The sequence below is a fragment of the Pseudomarimonas arenosa genome (assembly GCF_014841215.1).
Lineage (GTDB): Bacteria > Pseudomonadota > Gammaproteobacteria > Xanthomonadales > Xanthomonadaceae > Pseudomarimonas > Pseudomarimonas arenosa.
The window spans coordinates 24,936-42,918 of record NZ_JACYTR010000008.1 but is presented as its reverse complement, the minus strand read 5'-3'; the positions used below and the strand labels follow the sequence as shown (position 1 = coordinate 42,918).

Sequence of the window (17,983 nt, the reverse complement as noted above, 5' to 3'; positions counted from 1 at the left end):
TCTCAGCCTATCGCGAACAGCGATAGGGTCGACCACCAGGTGATCAGCAGCACGCAGCCCAGCAAGACCAGGAAGAACGGCCAGCTGGCCCGCACCAGGGTGGTGACCGGCGCGTCAAAACGGTAGCTGGCTATGAACAGGTTCATTCCCACCGGCGGAGTGAAGTAACCGAGCTGCAGATTGGCCAGCAGGATGATGCCGAGGTGTACCGGATGGATACCGAAACCGGCGGCGACCGGCATGAGCAAGGGCACCAGAATGACGATGGCGGAAAAGATATCGAGCAACATGCCCACTGCCAGCAGGAACAGGTTCAGCAGTAGTAGGAATACCCAGGGGCTCTCGATGCGGGCGCTGATCCATTCGAACAATCGGCTGGGGACTTCCTGATCGATCAGCCAATTCGAGAGCGCCAAGGCCATGCCCAGCACGACCAGGATGGCGCCGATCAGCCGCACCGAATCGGCCGCGGCGTCCAACAGACGCGGCAGTTTCATCTCACGCCGAATCAGCACCAGCACTACCAGGACATAGAGGGCGGTGAGCGCGGCGGCCTCGGAGGCCGCCACCCAGCCGGCGTAGATGCTGCTCAACACCAGCACCGGCAGGGGCAATTCCCAGGCCGCCTTGCGCAACGAACTCAGGCCTTCGGCGAGTTCAAAGCGACTGCGCGTCTGCGGGCGTTGCAGACCGCGCCACACCGCCAGAACCGACAATGCCGCCACCATCAGCAGGCCAGGCACGATGCCAGCGATAAACAGGTCTTCCACCGTGGTCGGCGGATCGGTGCCCAACTGGCCGGCGACAAAGCCGTACAAGATCAGCGGCAAGGAAGGCGCAAACAGCAGGCCCAGGCTACCTCCGGCAGTGAGCAAGCCAAGGGTGAACTGGCGGCTGTAGCCAGCGCCGACCAGGGCCGGATACAGCAAGCCGCCCAGCGCCACGATGGTGACCCCGGAGGCACCGGTGAAGGCGGTGAACAGCGCACAGACGCAGAGCGCGACGATGGCGACACCGCCGGGCAACCAGCCGAGCCAAGCCTGCACTACAGCCAGCAGCCGCTTCGGCGCCTCGCTTTGCCCCAGCAAGGTGCCGGCAAAAGCAAACAGCGGGATCGCCTCTAACCCGGGCAACTGGCCAAGGCGCTGGAACTCCACCGCGACCAGGGTCAAATCGTAGTCAAGTTGATGAAAGCCGATCATCGCCGCAGCGCCAATCAAGACGAACAACGGCACGCCCAGCAAGGCCGCCAGCAGCAAACCGAGCCAGGCCCAGATCACGGCGTTTCGGCCTTTGCTGCCACGATCGATTGCCAGCCAAAGCGCAGCGCCATCAGACCGAAGCCGATTGGCAGAATCAGCAAGCTGCACCACATCGGCAGGCCGGGCAGCAATTCCATCCCACCGTCCCTTTCCAACTCCACCAGCCGCCAGCCGTACCAGGCCAGGGTGGCGCAGAAGGCTGCCGAGATCAGGCTGACCAGTCGCGATTTCCAAGCCGCCCAGGGCCGCTGATCGGCCTTGGGGTCGAGCTCGATGGCGATGTGCTTGCGCCGTCCGGTCGCCGCCAGGGCGCCCAGCACGGCCAGCCAAAGCACTGACTGCCGAATCAGCCCGTCGGCGTGGATCCAGGCCTCATTGAACAGGGCGCGGCGAATGATCTGCCAGGCAGCCAGCAGAACCAGGGCAACGATGGCCGCGCCCAGGATGTGGCTCTCGACCCTGTGCAACAGCGAGGGCGAGTCCTTTTCTTGTTGAGGGTCGGCCGGCTGCTCGCTCATCCTTGCCTGCGGCGCTGCAGCTCTGCCCGAAGCTTTCCGATCACCTCTCCATCGAGCCGGCTTTCGGCGATCAAGGCGTCTACCACCTCGCGCCCGACTGTGCGCCAACGATCGCGCTCGCTTTCCGACGGTTGCACTACCTGGACACCGAGTTGCTTCAAGGCATCGAGCGCGGAGGCATCGGAACGACGATTCTCCGACTCGATGCGATCGCTACCCTGGGCGAATGCCTGCAGGGTGGCCTGTTGATCGGCTTCGCTGATCTTGTTCCAGGCGCGTTGATCGATCACCACATAGCCGAGGATATAGCTCAGCGGCAAATCCAGCAGCCGGCGCATCTTCGAATGCCACTGCAGCGCGATGGCGCCTGAAGTGGTGTTGGCGACAGTATCGATCAGCCCGGTCTGCAGACCGGTGAACACATCAGGCAAGGCCAGAGGGATGGGCGACACTCCCCCGGCCCGGAAGGTGCGCTCGGCAATCACGTCGTTCTGCGGCACCCAGATCTTGCGGCCTTCAAGCGCCTCCCGGCTGCCCACATCATCGCTGGACATCAGATAGGCAAAGCCGACGCCGGTCATCGACAACACCGCATAACCGGCCTTGTTCAGATCATGCCGGATGTACTGATCGAACTGCTGGCGAATCGGTTTGATCTCGGCCGGATCATCAAACAGGAAAGGCAGTCCATACAACTGGGCATTCTTGCTCAAGCCGCCAAGCTCGCTGCCGGTCAGAGCCCCCCCATGCAGCTGGCCAAGCTTGATCTTGCGCAGCACGGTGGCGTCGTTGCCCATCACCCCGCCCGGATAGAACTTGATCTTGACCCGGCCCTCAGTGGCCTGCTCAGCACGCTCGGCGGATGCCCGCATTTCGGTCATCCACAGCGAGCCCTCAGGCGCGACAGTGGCGATTTTCAGTGTCTGGGCTGCGTGCGCCTGCCCGGCGAGAGCGAGCAGGCAGGCGAGCGAGCTGCTCAGCAACCGGCTAAAAATAGTCATCTGCCGTCTCCATCAAATGCTTGGCGCGCTGCTTAGCCAGCACGTTCGCCAAGGTCAACTCCGGTGCGGTGGCATCAGCGGACAGCACTTCTTCCACCAATCGATCATGCAATTCGCGATCAAACTGAGCGCGAGCATAGTGTTGAGCGAACATCGCCTTGGCCATCAGGTTGCGTCCTGATGACACTTCGACCGCCCGCTCGAACGCGGCCTTGGCCTGCTCCGGCTGGCCGCCCACGGCCGCCGGCCTGAGCGAATTCAACACGCCCATTACCACCCAGGGCATGCCTTGACCACGCAGCGGCTGCTGTTCAATCACACAGCCGATCAAGCTCTCCACCTTGGGCAGGGCGGCAATCGCGCCCCAATCCTGACTATTGGCCTGAATATAGGTTGCCCAGGCATTGCCCAGCACGAACAGCATGTCGGCCGATTGCGCGTCACAGGACTGCAACTGTGCCTGGAACACATCGACCGGACCGTCAAGTGCCTGACACAGAGCCTCATCCTGCAGACAGATGTAGCGACGCGCATAGTCCAGGGCGCGCCTGGACAAGCGCCGAGCACGCTCTGGCTCGTCGATGAAACTAACGGCATAGGTGGCATTAAGCTCGGCCGCGGCACTTAGCAGAGGCTTTGACTCCGGCCGATCGATCAGCAGACCATCGAGCAACAGCAGATAGGCCGGCAAGGCTTCGGCCACGGTTTTCGGGTCATCATGGCTGCGAATGCCAGCGGCAAGGCCATTGCCAACGCCGCTGAACATTGAGGCGCACCCTGCCCCAAGGACGCTCACGCACAGTGCCAGCGCGATGCCCATGAGACGACTGGCGAACGGCAAGTGCATTAGCTTTGATCCGAATGGCGTTTGCGGGTCAATCGGGCAGCTTCCAGGGTGTTCTGCATCAAGGTAGCCACCGTCATCGGCCCCACCCCGCCCGGCACCGGGGTAATCCAGGCCGCACGCCGACTGGCGGCAGCAAATTCCACATCACCTACCAATCGGCCGTCATCCAAGCGGTTGATACCGACGTCGATCACCACCGCACCGGGTTTCACCCAGTCGCCCGGAATGATGCCCGGCCGGCCAACGGCGACCACCAGGATGTCGGCCTTGCCCACCTGCTCGCGCAATTCCTCGTGCGGGGTGAACTTGTGACAGGCCGTCGTGGTGGCCCCAGCGATAAGCAGTTCCATCACCATCGGCCGCCCGACATGATTACTGACGCCGACGACAACCGCGTTACGCCCTCGGACCGGCCGATCGGTATGGCCCAGCAAGGTGGTGATGCCCTTCGGTGTACAAGGACGAAGGCCCAGCTGACGCAAGGCCAGGCGACCGACATTGGTCGGATGAAAACCATCGACGTCCTTGTCCGGATCGATGCGGTCGAGCACCGCAGTGGCATTGATATGCGGCGGCAGCGGCAGCTGCACCAGGATACCGTGCACTTCGGGGGCGGCATTGAGGCGATCGATCAGCTCGCGCAGCTCGGATTCGCTGGTGTGCTCGGACAGATCGAAATCCAATGAGCGAAAACCGATCCGCTCACAGGCCCGACGCTTGTTGCGTACGTACACCGCCGACGCCGGGTCGGCGCCGACCAGCACCACGGCCAGCCCGGGCGGTGAAATCCCTTGTTTTTGCTCTTGCATCACTTGCCGGCGCAAGTCGTTGATCAATTCATCGGCAACTGACTTGCCATCCAAAATGCGGGCCGACATTACTGCTCCAAGAAGATGCGTGAGTGGAAGGTCGCCCGGACGCAGCGACTTTCTGCTCTGGCGAGTTGAAACCATCGCTCACCGGAGCAACAAGACTCCTGATTATCGCCGATCAATCGTTTCAGCGTCAGATCGTCTCAAATCAGCCTTGCGGCGGCGAATTCGCGCACCATTCGGCCACCGGTTGCAGGTCGCTCGTGCCGGCGCGACCACAGGCCGGGCAATCCGGATCGGGCGGGATGCGGGTCAAGCGCATTTGCAGACTGAGCAGGTCAAGACTCAACAATCGCCCATCCAGTGAATCGCCAATCCCCAGCAGCAACTTGATGGCCTCGTTGGCCTGCAACAGGCCAAAGATTCCCGGCGTCACACCGAGCACGCCGACTTCGCTGCAGTTGGGGGCGAGCTCGGCCGGCGGCGGAGCCGGAAACAGGCAGCGATAGCATGGCGAATGACCGCGCCTGACCCCGGCATTGAACACAGCCACTTGACCCTGGAAACGATGCACCGCGGCGAACACCATCGGTTTGCCCTGGCGCACACAGGCATCGGACACCCGATAACGCGTCGGCAGATTGTCCGATCCATCGACTACCAGATCGCAGGCGGCAACGTGCTGATCGACATTGGCATCGTCGATCCGCTGTGTCAGCACCTCGACCTTAACTCGTGGGTTCAGCGCCTGAAGACTGAGTCTGGCCGACTCTGCCTTGTTCATGCCGATACGCGCCTCGGCATGCAGCACCTGGCGCTGCAGATTGCTGCGTTCCACCTTGTCGTCATCGGCAATGCGAATATGGCCCACCCCGGCCGCAGCCAGGTATTGCAACGCAGGGCAGCCCAGTCCGCCGGCTCCAATCACCAGAATCCGGCTCGCTTGCAGTGTTTGTTGACCACTCAGGCCAATCTCGTCGAGATTGATATGGCGCGCATATCGCTGCAGCCAATCGGGGTCAAGATCACGCTGCTCGATGGGCAAGCCGGCCGCCTTCCACGCATCGAAACCACCGGCCACCGAGCGCACTCTGGAATAGCCAAGACGCTGCAGTGCCAAACCGGCCAGCAACGAACGCCGTCCACTGCCGCAGATCAACAGCAATTCCTCATCCGGCGACCAGGCGTACTCACCCAGCCCCAGCTCCAGCGCCGAACGCGGCGCCGACTGCGCGCCGCTGGGCGCCGCCACGGCAAACTCATGCGCTTCGCGCACGTCGATCAGGCGCGCACCCTGGGCCTGACGATCGAACGCTACCTGACAATCCACCTCTTCGACCAGCCGGCGCGCTTCTGCCAATGGATCGTAGGGTTGATAGCTCACTCCATTGCCCTCGCCGACTGCCACAGCAAACGCCCGCCCTGTTCGCTCATCTCGATCAACCCCAGTTTTTCCGGCAGATTCTGCCAATCAGCCGCTGGCAGCAAGGTGCCCAATTGGCGCACTGCCACCTGATTCAAGGTCAGCCATCCCAGCTCCACCAGCCCCATTCGCCCGGGAACCCGCTGTCCGGGGCCGAGCAGGGTCAGCTCAACGCCGGCCCGTGGTGCAGTCGGCAGTCCCTCGAGCTGATCGAGCAAGGGAACCATGGCAAGACACCAAGCTGCGATCAACGATAGCGGATCCGACTCGACCTTGACTGTCCATTGTTGTTGCTGCTGCTGAATGATCAGCTTGCCGTGTTCGCGCGCGGCCCAGGTCCAGTGCTCAGCTGTGGCGCGCTCGGCCGGCAGACGGTCCAGACTGCCCGGCGGCAACAAGGCGATGACCAGATCGAACCCTTCCTGCAGGCTGCGCAGGGCGGCATTGAACACCCCTCCCGGGTAGTCCGCCGCAGGCCAACTGGTCGGCGCTACGCCGCGCTCGGCGAGCGCGGCCTGCAGAAAACGCAGCCCCGGGTCCGCCGATGCTTGCGAGCACTGGGCAGGAAGCAGACCCACACGAGGCCGACTGACACAGTTGAGTTGGATTGCGCCGTGTGCCGTCTGTGCTGCGATCGCCAACGGAGTCAGACGCCTGCCCGAATCTGCGACTACCCGTCCAGCAGCGTCGGCCAGTCCCACTGCCTGCACGGGCAGAGTCCGGACCCGCGGCTTCAAGTCCGTTGCGCACTGCAGCAGCGATGTTGATTCGGACATGAGCGCAGTCGCCTGGCAGTTCAGATCCTGGTGTATGAGGCGGTCAGCGCCGCTTGACGTGGCGGATCAGGCGTTTGCGACGCTGGACCTGACGATCGCTAAGCGCGTTCTTCTTGCCCTCGTAAGGGTTGTCGCCGACGCGGAACTCGAGGCGTAGCGGCGTACCGACCAGTTTGAAGCGACGGCGGAAGAAATTTTCCAGATAACGCTTGTAGCTTTGCGGCAAGGTCGACACCCGCGAGCCGTGGATAACCACGGTAGGCGGATTGCTACCGCCCGGATGGGCATAGCGCAGCTTGGCCACATGTCCGCGAACCACCGGCGGCTGCAGGGCCTCGTATGCCGCTTCCAGCGCACGGGTCAGCTCCGAGGTCGAGAACTGCCGGGTCGACGAGGCATGGGTTCGGTGAATGGCGCGAAAAAGCTCGGCCAGACCCGAGCCGTGCTTGGCCGACAGGGTGAGCACCTGGGCATACTCGACAAAGGCGAGCTTGCGCTGCACGTCGGCCTTGCATTGCTCGCGCTGATAGGCGTCGAGCCCATCCCACTTGTTCAGCGCGATGACCAGGCCGCGTCCCGACTCCAGTACTTGCCCCAGCACCGTGGCATCCTGGTCGGTGACACCTTCGCGGGCATCCAGCATGCAGATCACCACCTCAGCCGATTCGATCGACTGTAGGGTCTTCAGCACGCTGAATTTCTCCACCGCCTCTTCGACACGCGCACGGCGACGAATACCTGCAGTGTCGATCAGCCGATAGCGCTTGCCATCGCGATCAAGATCCACCGCAATGGGGTCGCGTGTGGTGCCGGCGACCTCCGACACAATCACTCGATCTTCGCCCAGCAATCGATTGACCAGGGTCGACTTGCCCACATTGGGTCGACCGACCACGGCCAGGCGCATACGACCAGGATCTATCTCCGCCTCGCTCTGGCCCGGTTCGACCTCGGGCAAGTACTTGCCAATCGCTTCCAGTACCGGATGCAGGCCACGTTGGTGCGAGGCTGCCACGGCGAACATTTCAGCTATGCCGAGACTGGCGAATTCCGCCATTGAGGTATCGATGTCGAGACCGTCGGTCTTGTTGACCAGTAACAGCATCCGTTTGTTGGCGCGGCGGATTTCCTGCAGGATGCTGAGGTCGGAGGCCAACAGGCCATCTCGCGCATCGACCACCAGGGCGACCACATCCGACTCTTGAACCGCCAGGCGCGATTGCGCCGAGGTCAATCCGGCCAGACCTTCCGATTCATCGGTCAGCCCACCGGTATCGATCACGAAGAACGGCTGATCCAGCAGCCGGCAGATGCCGTATTGGCGATCGCGCGTCACCCCGGGCTGGTCGGCGACCAGAGCATCACGACTGCGAGTCAAGGCATTGAACAGCGTTGACTTGCCAACGTTGGGGCGGCCAACCAGGGCGACCAGCGGAAGCATGCGTCGCCCCGCCCGCTCTACGGACCGATCCGATAGGCGGCGAGGTCGCCGTCAATCGTCACAGCAAGAACCAGATCGTCGGCCAACTGCGGGGTGGCTCGGATCGGATCACCACCGACCTGGTCGCGGCCCACGATCATGCCCGACTCGACATCAAGCACGTGCAAATACCCTTCGAGATCACCCACGGCAAGTCGAGTGCCGGACACCACCGGCGTGGTCAGCCAACGGTGAGCCAATCCATCCTGGCGCCATAGCGAGGCACCAGTGCGGCGGTCCAGCGCCCATACCGTGGCAGCCTTGTCAGACACCAGGATCTTGTCACCAGCCAGTGCCAGACCGCTGAACACCGACATCTCACGGTTCCACAAGGGACGGCCGGAACCGGCATCCAGTGCTACAACCTGTCCATTGAAGGCTGCGGCGTACACCTCACTACCCGAGGCGACGATCTCGCCGTCGATGTCCACCATGCGATCCAGTTCGTGGCGCCCTTCACCTTCGGCAACGGTCTGCTCCCAGAGCTGGGCGCCATCGAGCAGCTTCAGCGCGACCACCACGCCAGAATCGTAACCGAGGAACACGCGGTCCCCTTCGATCACCGGCCTACTGTTGCCACGCAAGGTCAGCGACGGCAATCCGCGGTCGTAGACCCACCGACGCGTGCCATCGGTAATCGAGAACGCAAACACGCGACCGTCATTGCAGCGCACCACAGCCAGGCCGCGACCGATCGCCGGCACCGAAATCACCTCGGACGACACCTTGGCCCGCCAGCGTTCGCTGCCGTTGTCGGGGTTATAGGCAATCACCTGCCCATCCAATGTGCCGACAACCAAGGTGCCCTCACCCACGGCGGGTCCGCCGGCGTAGCGATCTTCGCCTTTGATTTCCCACAGCGCCTTGCCGCCACTGCGATTCAAGGCCAGCAGACGACCATCAGGTCCGCCGGCATAGACGGCGTCACCCAGGGCAGCAACTGGCTGTCGCAAACCAAGCTTGCGCTCGCCATCGCCAATCGAGCGACTCCAAGCAGTACTGACCGGGATCTCGTTGGCGATATCGGTCAGCTCAATCGGCGGCTCGATGTTTTCTTTGTTGGTCTTGCCCTTGAACGCACTGCAGCCGACCAAGGACACCGTCAACGCGAGGACGATGGCATGAGACAAGCGAGCTTTAGGCATCGGCCTTCTCCGTTTCGGCTGCGGGCACCGTAGCCCCCAGGTCGAGCAGCTTCATTTCCACCATGCTGCGCGCGGGCATCGTGTCTTCGTAGCGCTGGTAGGCCGATTGCCAATGCTGAATGGCGGCGTCGCGGTTGCCCAGCTTTGCTTCGATATCACCCAGCAACTCATCCACCATCGCGGAACCCTGGTCCTTGCCGACTGCGGCAAGCACGCCGCGGGCAGCTTCGGCTTCGCCGCTGGCCAGCAACACTCGCGCCAGACGCGTATCGATCACCGCGCTCAACTCTGCAACCTTGTTGGCCTGCTTGGCCTGGCGCAGCGATTCAGCGGCACCGGCCAGTTCGCCGGCATCGACCTGCATATCGGCCCAGTGCAGCGCTCCCAGCACCGAGTATGCGGTGCTGCCGTAGTCGCTCTCAATCGACTTCAGCAGTGCCTGGACTCCGTCACGATCGTTACGCTCAACGGCCTCAGCCAGCTCAGCGTACTGCGCCGCCGCGTTGTGCTTTTGCTGCTCCTGGTTGCTACCCCACCATTGCCAGCCAAAAATGCCGGCAACGCCAAGCAAGATTCCGGTGACGATGGAAGACCCATTCTCTTTCAGCCAGGCGCGTACGCGTTCGCCTTGTTCGTGCTCGTCCATCAATTCAATGCTCATTGACTCTCTCCCCGACGCTGCCACCGCCTCGTCGGTTTCACATGTGGTTTCAGTGGATGCTCAGGATGCGGACCCGAAGTGAGCGCAGGCTTAACCGCCCGGTCAGCGAGGGTCGCCGCTGATCTCGCCGGCGGAGGATACCGTAAAGCGGGCCACGTTTGCCCGAGTGACCGAATCCAGCGCCACGGGCTCACCGTCAAAGTGCAGTTCCACGGCGTGCACATTGCCCAGCGCGACCCGGCTGAGTTCGTTCGCGGCGAACTGACGAGTCTCGCCCTCGCGCAGAAGACCGTACTCCAAGCGGCCGTTCGGCCCTTCGATTTCAACCCAGCTATCGCCGATGAAGTGGAAAGTCCAACCATCAGTGTCAGCCACGGTGGCCGCAGACGGGCCTTGCTCGGTCTTGCTGCCGCCAAATGGGGTCATCGAGGCCATCACCGGCAATGGCGCCTCCGAATCAGCGGCCGCAGGCGTGGTCGAGGCGTGCTCCGATGTTGGCGCAGCGACCGGCAGCGCGGCTGGCACCTGCGCCGATGGCGCGGCCTCATCCAGCGAGCGGCCGTTACGCCATGGGTCCAAGCCTGAGCGTTCGGTAGCCACCCACAGCGCAGGCACCAGAATCGATGCGGTCAGCACCGCATACACCGCTCGCAGGGCGTTTCTCTCCACCCAGGCCCTGCTGCGCGAAATGCGCATGCTGGGTTGCAGGCTCGGCCCTTCATCGGACGGCGCGACCAGCTGCTCCGCCAAACTCTCCGGCAAACCCAGCCAGCGCAAGTAGGCACGCAGATGGCCGCGGGCATACACCGGGGCACCGAGGCGCGCAAATTGATCCTGTTCCATCGACTCGATGATCGAGGTCGGCAACTTCAGCGCCTGAGCCGCTACCAACAGCGAATCGCCACGATCCTCGCGGGCCGTTCTCAATTGCTTGCCCAGCGAAATCTGCTGATCGACACCTGCTTCTGGTTGCGACATATCAGGGAGTCTCACTCTGAAGGTCGGAAGGTAATTCGATATCGGGGTACTCAGACACCAGCCTGTCGCGATAACGCTTTGCCGCGCGCTCATCGCCGAGCCGGTTCTCCACTCGCACCGCCAGCGCCAACAGGCTTGGATCGGCACGGTTATGCGCTTCGAAGCGTTGAATGAAAGCGCGCGCGCGGAGGTAATCCTCCTTGTTGAACGACAGCGATGCCATTTCATACAACGCGACCGTGTTGCGCGGCTCCAACTCCAGCGCTCGCCTCAGACTCTCCTCAGCGCGACTGCGTTGACCCGCCTTGCGCGCGCAAACACCTTGATTGGTGAAGGCCACGGCCGGGGTCTTGTAGAACGGATCCTGCACGGCTTTGTCAAAGTACGGCAAAGATTCTTCGAACCTGCCCTGCGCACAGAGAAATGCACCAAGATTGTTGCTGGCGGCACCGTCATCAGGCTTGAGCTTCACCGCCTTGCGGTAAAACTGTTCAGCCAGCTCGGGGCGATTGATCCGCTCATTCAGGATGCCTAGCAGGGTGTGTGCGCTGGCAAGATTGGGGTCGAGCTGAACGGCGCGCTGCAGCTTTTCCTGAGCGGTCTCGAAGTCGCCCTTGGAAATGTACTCCTGTCCCAGCTTGGCTTGCAGTTCGGCCGCGTCCGTCCGTTCGTCACTCACCGCTCGGTAACCGCCGCCGCCAGCGCAGGCTGCCAGCGTCAGCGCCAATGCGGTTCCCGCGAGACACTCACGCCACACGTTCACCCCCTAGTTGCTGAAGTTTGTCGCGGAACATCTGTTGACGGCGGGTGCGGTCCAGCACCTGCCCTTTCAATTGACCACAAGCGGCATCGATGTCGTCGCCGCGAGTGCGTCGCACCGTCGCCAGCACGCCGGAATCGAGCACGATTTTCTGAAACGCCCGAATAGTGGTTTCATCCGAGCGCTCAAAGCGGGTACCCGGGAACGGATTGAAGGGAATCAGATTGAGCTTGCTGGGCAATTTGCGCAGCAGCTTGACCAACTGGCGGGCATGCTCGGGTTGGTCGTTGACGCCCTTCATCAGGGTGTACTCGAAGGTCACCGAGGTACGCGGCCGTCGCGATACATAGCGTTGACAGGCGGCCAACAGCTCGGCGATCGGATATTTCTTGTTCAGCGGCACCAGTTCGGTGCGCAGCTCGTCGTTGGGCGCATGCAGAGAAACGGCCAGGGCCACATCGCTCTCGGCCGACAACCGATCGATCATCGGCACCAGACCCGAGGTCGACAAGGTCACTCGCTTGTTGGCCAGCCCCAGCCCGAGATCATCGCGCATCAGCGACATTGCCTTGACCACATTGTCGAAGTTGAGCAGGGGCTCGCCCATGCCCATCATCACCACATTGGTCAACTTGCGCTGATGGTGCGGCACATTCCCCAGGTGACGCGCTGCCACCCAGACCTGGCCGATGATCTCAGCCGTGCTGAGGTTGCGGTTGAAGCCCTGAGTTGCAGTACTGCAGAACTGGCAGTTCAGACCGCAGCCCACCTGAGAGGACACACACAGGGTGCCCCGCCCCTTGTCGGGGATGAACACCGTCTCGATGGCATTGCCGCCATCCATGCCGAGCAGCCACTTGTGCACGCCATCGCTGGCGTCCTTCTCGAACAAAATGTTGGGCGGACGAATTTCGGCCACCGCTTCCAGCTTGCCACGCAGCACCTTGCCAAGATCGGTCATCTCGACAAATTCGGTCACGTGGCGGTGATAGATCCACTTCATCACCTGATGGGCACGGAAGCGCTTTTCGCCAATCGACTCGAACAGCGCTTCGATCCCCGACCGGTCGAGGTCGAACAGATTAACCTTCTCGGACTTCGGGGCTGCCTCGGCCAACGCACGCAGCGAACGCGGCGCGGGCTGTTCCAGCGCGACTTCGATGCGTGGTTGGTCGGTACTCATCAGGCTATCGCTCCATCAGCTCAGCGCGGGCAGAGCTCGGTGCTGGAAAAGAAGTAGGCAATTTCGACCGCCGCAGTGTCCGCGGCATCGGAGCCGTGCACAGCGTTGGCGTCGATTGAATCGGCGAAATCGGCGCGAATCGTGCCGGCCTCGGCCTTCTTCGGGTCGGTGGCGCCCATCAGTTCGCGATTCTTGGCAATGGCGTTTTCGCCTTCCAGGGCCTGAATCATTACCGGGCCGGAAATCATGAACTCGACCAGCGCGCCGAAGAACGGGCGCTCACGATGAACGGCATAGAAACCTTCGGCCTCGCGGCGCGACAGGTGCTTCATCTTGGCCGCGACGACCTTGAGTCCGGCGCCTTCAAAGCGGCTGTAGATTTGGCCGATCACGTTCTTGGCAACGGCATCGGGCTTGATGATGGACAGAGTGCGCTCCAGCGCCATGTCGAAACTCCAAATAAAACAAGTGGTTGAGGAAACTTCTTAAGAAAGAACAAGTTCCGACACCGAGCCGGAATCCGCTCTTAAGATTAGCAGATAAGTCTACGCTTTTTCAGGGGATTTTTTCCAGGACGACGGCTCGAAAGCGCGATCACCTACGCAGTTGTGAAGAAGGAGTAGACTGCCTGCACGGACTCAGTTGACGGGTTTCCCCACAGGGGTTACCGTCTTCAAACGAACGTTTGATCCAGGCCTGCAGTCTCTCATGTCCTCGCCGCATTTCTCCACCAAGGAACGCATCCTCGGCGCCGCCGAGGCGCTTTTCGCCCAGCACGGGTTCGCCGAAACCTCGTTGCGCCAGGTTACCAGTCGCGCCGACGTCAACCTTGCCGCGGTCAATTACCACTTTGGCTCCAAGTCGAACCTCATTAACGAGGTGTTTCGCCGCCGGTTGGATGATCTCAGCGAGCGTCGTCTGCAAGCCCTGCATGAGGCGCAAGCCGACCGGTCAAACGATCTGGAGGCGATCCTGACCGCCTTCATCGAGCCCGCGCTGATGCTGACCCTGGATCGACACGGCGGCGCCGCATTTGTCCGCGTCATCGCTCGCGCCTACGCCGAAAAGGACGAAAACCTGCGCAGTTTCCTCTCCGAGCACTACGGTCATGTGATGCGCGAGTTTGCTCAGGCCATCGGTACTGCGCTGCCGACACTCAGCAAGCAACAACTCTACTGGCGGCTCGACTTCGTTGCCGGTGCGCTGACCTATGCCATGGCTGATTTTGGCCAGACCCGGCGACCTTCCGGTGTCAGCGATGCCGAACACGTGCTGCAGGCTGTGAAGGAACTGGTGGCCTTTGCCGCCGGTGGTCTTCGCGTCGCTTAACCCCTCCCTTCCTCCCGCTTTCCCTCCTCGGAGTTCATTATGAGCAAGCTACGTGTTCGCAAAGTGGCCGTGCTCGGCGCTGGCGTCATGGGCGCCCAGATTGCCGCCCACTTGGTCAATGCCGGTGTTGAAGCCGTGCTGTTCGATCTGCCGGCCAAGGACGGCGATCCCAACGGCATCGTCAACAAGGCTTTGGCTGGACTGGCCAAGCTGTCGCCGGCGCCGTTTGCCAGCAAGTCGCTGAGCAATGCGATCGTGCCGGCCAACTACGACCAGCACCTCGAGTTGCTTCGCGAATGCGACCTGATCATCGAGGCGATTGCCGAACGCATGGATTGGAAGCTGGATCTCTACAAGAAGATCGGCCCGTTCATCGCGCCGCATGCCATCGTCGCCTCGAATACCTCGGGATTGTCGATCAATGCCATGGCTGACGCCCTGCCGGCCGACGTGCAACCACGGTTCTGCGGCGTGCATTTCTTCAATCCGCCGCGCTACATGCATCTGGCCGAACTGATTCCCTGCACCAATACCGATCGCGCCATTCTCGAGGGCCTGGAGACCTTCCTGGTCAGCACCCTGGGCAAGGGCGTGGTCTATGCCAAGGACACACCGAACTTCATCGGCAATCGCATCGGCGTGTTTTCGATGTTGTCAGTGATGCATCACACCGAAGCGTTTGGACTGGGCTTCGACGAAGTCGATGCGCTGACCGGGCCCTTGCTCGGCCGACCGAAATCGGCCACCTATCGCACCGCCGATGTGGTCGGTCTCGACACCATGGCCCACGTGATCAAGACCATGGCCGATACGCTGCCAAACGACCCCTGGCACCAATATTTCAAGGCCCCAGCCTGGCTGCAGGCGCTGATCAGCAAGGGCGCACTGGGTCAGAAGACCGGTGCCGGCATCTTCCGTAAGGTCGGCAAGGATATCCACGTCATTGATGTCGCCAAGCAGGACTACCGCCCCGCCGCTGGCGAAGTGGCACCTGAGGTGCTGGAAATTCTCAAGCTGAAAAATCCAGCCGAGAAGTTCGCCAAGCTGCGCGCTTCCGAGCACAAACAGGCGCAATTCCTCTGGGCCTGCTTCCGCGACCTGTTCCACTACACCGCGTTCCACCTGGAGTCGATTGCCGACACCGCGCGTGACGTTGATCTAGCGATCCGCTGGGGTTACGGCTATCAACAGGGCCCGTTCGAAACCTGGCAGGCCGCCGGCTGGAAGCAGGTCGCCGAATGGATTGCCGAAGACGGCAAGGCCGGCAAGAACATGGCCGATGCCGCCCTGCCCGCCTGGGTCAGCGACGGCCGCGAGGGCGTGCACGATGCCGCTGGTAGCTTCTCGCCGAAGTCGGGCAAGAGCGAGCCGCGGTCGAAACTGGCGGTGTATGACCGTCAGCGCTTCAAGGATCCGGTGTTGGGCGAGCGCGCCGACCCGGGCGAAACGGTGTTCGAAACCGATGCCGTGCGTTGCTGGCACGATGGCGACGGCATTGCCGTGCTCAGCTTCAAGACCAAGATGCACACCGTGTCCGACGGCGTGTTGGCTGGCATCCAGCAAGCGATCGACGTCGCCGAGAAGGATTTTGACGGTCTGGTGCTGTGGCAGCCGAAGGAACCGTTCTCGGCCGGCGCCGATCTGTCGGGCGCAATCGCTTCGCTGCAGGCCGGAAAGCTCGATCAGTTCGAAGCCATGGTGAAGACCTTCCAGGACACCAGTCAGCGCATCAAGTATTCGCTGGTGCCGGTGATCGCCGCGGTGCGCGGTATGGCGCTGGGCGGTGGCTGCGAATTCCAGATGCATAGCGCCCGCACCGTCGCCGCGCTTGAAAGCTATATCGGCCTTGTGGAAGCCGGTGTTGGGCTGCTGCCGGCCGGCGGCGGTCTGAAGGAGATCGCGGTACGCGCCGCGGCCGCCGCAGGCCCGGGCGGCGACGTGTTCGCCCAACTCAAGCCCTACTTTGAAGCAGTCGCCATGGGCAAGGTCTCGACCTCGGCGGTTGAGGCGAAGGAACTGCAGCTGCTGCGTTCCAACGACCTGATCATCTGCAACACCTGGGAAGCCCTGCATGTGGCTCGCACGCAGGCCCGTGCTCTGGCCGACTCGGGCTATCGCCCACCGTTGCCGGCCAAGCAGGTGCAGGTCGCCGGCGACGTCGGTATCGCTACCTTCAAGATGATGCTGGTTAACATGCTGGAAGGCCGCTTCATTTCCGAACACGACTTTGAAGTCTCAGCCCGCATCGCCACCGTCATGTGCGGCGGCGAAGTCGACCGCGGCTCCCTGGTCGACGAAGACTGGCTACTGCGCCTCGAACGCGAACACTTCGTTGCGTTGGCACAAATGCCCAAGACCCAGGAACGCATCCTCCACACCTTGAAGACTGGGAAACCGTTGAGGAATTGATTGGCGGCCGGGATTCGGGATTTGGGATTCGGGATTCGCAAGAGCGGGACACGGCAAGCATCACCGCCAACGCTCAAATCGAGCCCTCAAACCCAACGTCTTGCGAGTCCCGCTTCTATCGAATCCCGAATCCCAAATCTCGAATCCCAGCTTTCGGAGAAAGCAAATGAGCAAACAAATTCAAGACGCTTATATCGTGGCAGCGACGCGCACGCCGGTGGGCAAGGCGCCGCGTGGTGTGTTCCGCAACACCCGTCCGGATGAAATGCTGGCGCATGTGTTGCGTTCGGTGGTGGCGCAGGCGCCGGGTATCGATACCTCGCGGATCGATGATGCAATCATTGGTTGTGCCATGCCGGAAGGCGAGCAAGGCATGAATGTGGCGCGCATCGGCGTGTTGCTGGCCGGGCTGCCGAATACGGTGGCGGCACAGACCATCAATCGCTTCTGTTCCTCCGGTGTGCAGGCGATTGCCTTGGCTGCCGACAGGATTCGCCTGGGCGAGGCCGATCTGGTCCTGGCCGGTGGTACTGAGTCGATGTCGATGGTGCCGATGATGGGTAACAAGGTCGCGCTCAGCCCGGAAGTGTTCGCCAAGAACGAGAACATCGCGATCGCCTACGGCATGGGCATCACCGCCGAGAAGGTGGCCGAGGAATGGAAGGTCAGCCGCGAAGATCAGGACGCCTTCGCCCTCGCCTCGCACCAGAAGGCGATTGCCGCCATCCAGGCGGGCGAATTCAAGCAGGAAATCACGCCGTACGAGGTGACCGCGCGGATTCCGGATCTGGCTGGCAACGCCGTCCGGCTGAAGAAGGGACTGGTGGAAATAGACGAGGGCCCGCGCGCCGATTCCTCGGCCGAAGGCCTGGCCAAGCTGCGCCCGGTGTTCCGCAACGGCGGCTCGGTGACCGCCGGTAATTCCTCGCAGATGTCCGACGGCGCCGGCGCCGTGCTGCTGGCATCGGAACAGGCAGTCAAGGACTACGGCCTCACGCCGCTGGCCCGCTTCGTCAGCTTCGCGGTGGCCGGTGTGCGCCCGGAAGTGATGGGCATCGGCCCAATCGCGGCCATTCCGAAAGTGCTCAAGCAGGCCGGCATCAGCCAGGATCAGCTCGACTGGATCGAACTTAACGAGGCGTTTGCCGCGCAAGCACTCGCGGTGATTCGCGATTGCGGCCTTGATCCGAACAAGGTTAACCCGCTCGGCGGGGCCATCGCCCTCGGCCACCCGCTGGGCGCCACCGGCGCCATCCGCGCCGCCACCCTGGTCCACGGCCTGCGCCGTCGTCAGCAGAAGTACGGCATGGTCACCATGTGCATCGGCACCGGCATGGGCGCGGCGGGCATATTTGAGGCGCTGTAAGCCCCAGACCCTACCCTGAGCGAATTGCTACGG

At 62.3% G+C, this 17,983-nt stretch carries 17 protein-coding genes; 3 read left to right on the top strand and 14 right to left on the bottom strand.

From position 1 onward, the window contains the following. Positions 1 to 2: 2 nt before the first annotated feature. The 14 genes from IFO71_RS06060 to ndk form a co-directional block, all read right to left on the bottom strand. Positions 3 to 1,280: a TRAP transporter large permease gene (locus IFO71_RS06060; RefSeq protein ID WP_192028649.1), complete on the bottom strand. Its 1,278-nt coding sequence runs from the start codon at positions 1,278 to 1,280 to the stop codon at positions 3 to 5. Continuing rightward, on the bottom strand, positions 1,277 to 1,780 hold the full coding sequence (locus IFO71_RS06055; protein ID WP_192028648.1) for a TRAP transporter small permease: 504 nt from the start codon (positions 1,778 to 1,780) through the stop codon (positions 1,277 to 1,279). The genes IFO71_RS06060 and IFO71_RS06055 overlap by 4 nt, the downstream gene beginning before the upstream one ends. After that, on the bottom strand, positions 1,777 to 2,781 hold the full coding sequence (dctP, locus tag IFO71_RS06050; protein ID WP_192028647.1) for a TRAP transporter substrate-binding protein DctP: 1,005 nt from the start codon (positions 2,779 to 2,781) through the stop codon (positions 1,777 to 1,779). The genes IFO71_RS06055 and dctP overlap by 4 nt, the downstream gene beginning before the upstream one ends. Further along, entirely contained in the window at positions 2,768 to 3,547 is a 780-nt protein-coding gene (locus IFO71_RS06045; RefSeq protein WP_192028646.1) for a TRAP transporter TatT component family protein, read from the bottom strand. Before IFO71_RS06045 ends, dctP begins: the two co-directional genes overlap by 14 nt. An 80-nt stretch (positions 3,548 to 3,627) precedes the next feature. Then, the gene (gene folD / locus IFO71_RS06040) at positions 3,628 to 4,506 is read right to left on the bottom strand and encodes a bifunctional methylenetetrahydrofolate dehydrogenase/methenyltetrahydrofolate cyclohydrolase FolD (protein ID WP_192028645.1); all 879 of its coding nucleotides are present in this window, start codon (positions 4,504 to 4,506) and stop codon (positions 3,628 to 3,630) included. Positions 4,507 to 4,648: 142 nt separating this feature from the next. Continuing rightward, on the bottom strand, positions 4,649 to 5,824 hold the full coding sequence (gene moeB / locus IFO71_RS06035) for a molybdopterin-synthase adenylyltransferase MoeB (RefSeq protein WP_192028644.1): 1,176 nt from the start codon (positions 5,822 to 5,824) through the stop codon (positions 4,649 to 4,651). After that, positions 5,821 to 6,573, bottom strand: coding sequence for a hypothetical protein (locus tag IFO71_RS06030; RefSeq protein ID WP_192028643.1), 753 nt, complete (start codon positions 6,571 to 6,573; stop codon positions 5,821 to 5,823). The genes moeB and IFO71_RS06030 overlap by 4 nt, the downstream gene beginning before the upstream one ends. Before the next feature lie 109 nt (positions 6,574 to 6,682). Further along, positions 6,683 to 8,080, bottom strand: coding sequence for a ribosome biogenesis GTPase Der (gene der, locus IFO71_RS06025; protein WP_192028642.1), 1,398 nt, complete (start codon positions 8,078 to 8,080; stop codon positions 6,683 to 6,685). Between the two features lie 17 nt (positions 8,081 to 8,097). Then, positions 8,098 to 9,264 (bottom strand): outer membrane protein assembly factor BamB, encoded by a 1,167-nt coding sequence (gene bamB / locus IFO71_RS06020; protein ID WP_192028641.1) that lies wholly within the window; start codon positions 9,262 to 9,264, stop codon positions 8,098 to 8,100. Continuing rightward, a complete protein-coding gene (locus IFO71_RS06015) occupies positions 9,257 to 9,925 on the bottom strand; it encodes a YfgM family protein (RefSeq protein WP_192028640.1) in 669 nt (222 codons plus the stop codon). The genes bamB and IFO71_RS06015 overlap by 8 nt, the downstream gene beginning before the upstream one ends. 102 nt (positions 9,926 to 10,027) lie before the next feature. Further along, complete coding sequence (locus IFO71_RS06010) at positions 10,028 to 10,903, bottom strand: RodZ domain-containing protein (protein ID WP_192028639.1); 876 nt, start codon at positions 10,901 to 10,903, stop codon at positions 10,028 to 10,030. Position 10,904: 1 nt separating this feature from the next. Then, entirely contained in the window at positions 10,905 to 11,630 is a 726-nt protein-coding gene (pilW, locus tag IFO71_RS06005) for a type IV pilus biogenesis/stability protein PilW (protein ID WP_192028638.1), read from the bottom strand. Positions 11,631 to 11,649: 19 nt separating this feature from the next. Further along, entirely contained in the window at positions 11,650 to 12,825 is a 1,176-nt protein-coding gene (gene rlmN, locus IFO71_RS06000) for a dual-specificity RNA methyltransferase RlmN (RefSeq protein ID WP_192028742.1), read from the bottom strand. 41 nt (positions 12,826 to 12,866) lie between these two features. Further along, positions 12,867 to 13,292, bottom strand: a complete 426-nt coding sequence (ndk, locus tag IFO71_RS05995; protein ID WP_192028637.1) for a nucleoside-diphosphate kinase — start codon at positions 13,290 to 13,292, stop codon at positions 12,867 to 12,869. A gap of 262 nt (positions 13,293 to 13,554) precedes the next feature. On the opposite strand from ndk, the gene IFO71_RS05990 reads away from it, so the two are divergent. The 3 genes from IFO71_RS05990 (at position 13,555) to IFO71_RS05980 (ending at position 17,950) form a co-directional block, all read left to right on the top strand. Beyond that, positions 13,555 to 14,175: a TetR/AcrR family transcriptional regulator gene (locus IFO71_RS05990; RefSeq protein ID WP_192028636.1), complete on the top strand. Its 621-nt coding sequence runs from the start codon at positions 13,555 to 13,557 to the stop codon at positions 14,173 to 14,175. Positions 14,176 to 14,214: 39 nt separating this feature from the next. Further along, a complete protein-coding gene (locus IFO71_RS05985) occupies positions 14,215 to 16,584 on the top strand; it encodes a 3-hydroxyacyl-CoA dehydrogenase NAD-binding domain-containing protein (RefSeq protein WP_225444433.1) in 2,370 nt (789 codons plus the stop codon). Positions 16,585 to 16,750: 166 nt separating this feature from the next. Next, positions 16,751 to 17,950 carry an acetyl-CoA C-acyltransferase gene (locus tag IFO71_RS05980; protein WP_192028635.1) on the top strand — a complete coding sequence of 400 codons (1,200 nt, stop codon included), beginning with the start codon at positions 16,751 to 16,753 and terminating at the stop codon, positions 17,948 to 17,950. Positions 17,951 to 17,983 lie beyond the last annotated feature (33 nt).

Bases quoted from the DNA above. Each gene is read 5' to 3' on its own strand.
- IFO71_RS06055 (WP_192028648.1), bottom strand. From the start codon at position 1,780: ATGAGCGAGCAGCCGGCCGACCCTCAACAAGAAAAGGACTCGCCCTCG.
- dctP (WP_192028647.1), bottom strand. From the start codon at position 2,781: ATGACTATTTTTAGCCGGTTGCTGAGCAGCTCGCTCGCCTGCCTGCTC.
- IFO71_RS06045 (WP_192028646.1), bottom strand. From the start codon at position 3,547: ATGTTCAGCGGCGTTGGCAATGGCCTTGCCGCTGGCATTCGCAGCCAT.
- folD (WP_192028645.1), bottom strand. From the start codon at position 4,506: ATGTCGGCCCGCATTTTGGATGGCAAGTCAGTTGCCGATGAATTGATC.
- der (WP_192028642.1), bottom strand. From the start codon at position 8,080: ATGCTTCCGCTGGTCGCCCTGGTTGGCCGCCCCAACGTTGGCAAGTCA.
- bamB (WP_192028641.1), bottom strand. From the start codon at position 9,264: ATGCCTAAAGCTCGCTTGTCTCATGCCATCGTCCTCGCGTTGACGGTG.
- IFO71_RS06015 (WP_192028640.1), bottom strand. From the start codon at position 9,925: ATGAGCATTGAATTGATGGACGAGCACGAACAAGGCGAACGCGTACGC.
- IFO71_RS06010 (WP_192028639.1), bottom strand. From the start codon at position 10,903: ATGTCGCAACCAGAAGCAGGTGTCGATCAGCAGATTTCGCTGGGCAAG.
- ndk (WP_192028637.1), bottom strand. From the start codon at position 13,292: ATGGCGCTGGAGCGCACTCTGTCCATCATCAAGCCCGATGCCGTTGCC.
- IFO71_RS05990 (WP_192028636.1), top strand. From the start codon at position 13,555: ATGTCCTCGCCGCATTTCTCCACCAAGGAACGCATCCTCGGCGCCGCC.
- IFO71_RS05985 (WP_225444433.1), top strand. From the start codon at position 14,215: ATGAGCAAGCTACGTGTTCGCAAAGTGGCCGTGCTCGGCGCTGGCGTC.
- IFO71_RS05980 (WP_192028635.1), top strand. From the start codon at position 16,751: ATGAGCAAACAAATTCAAGACGCTTATATCGTGGCAGCGACGCGCACG.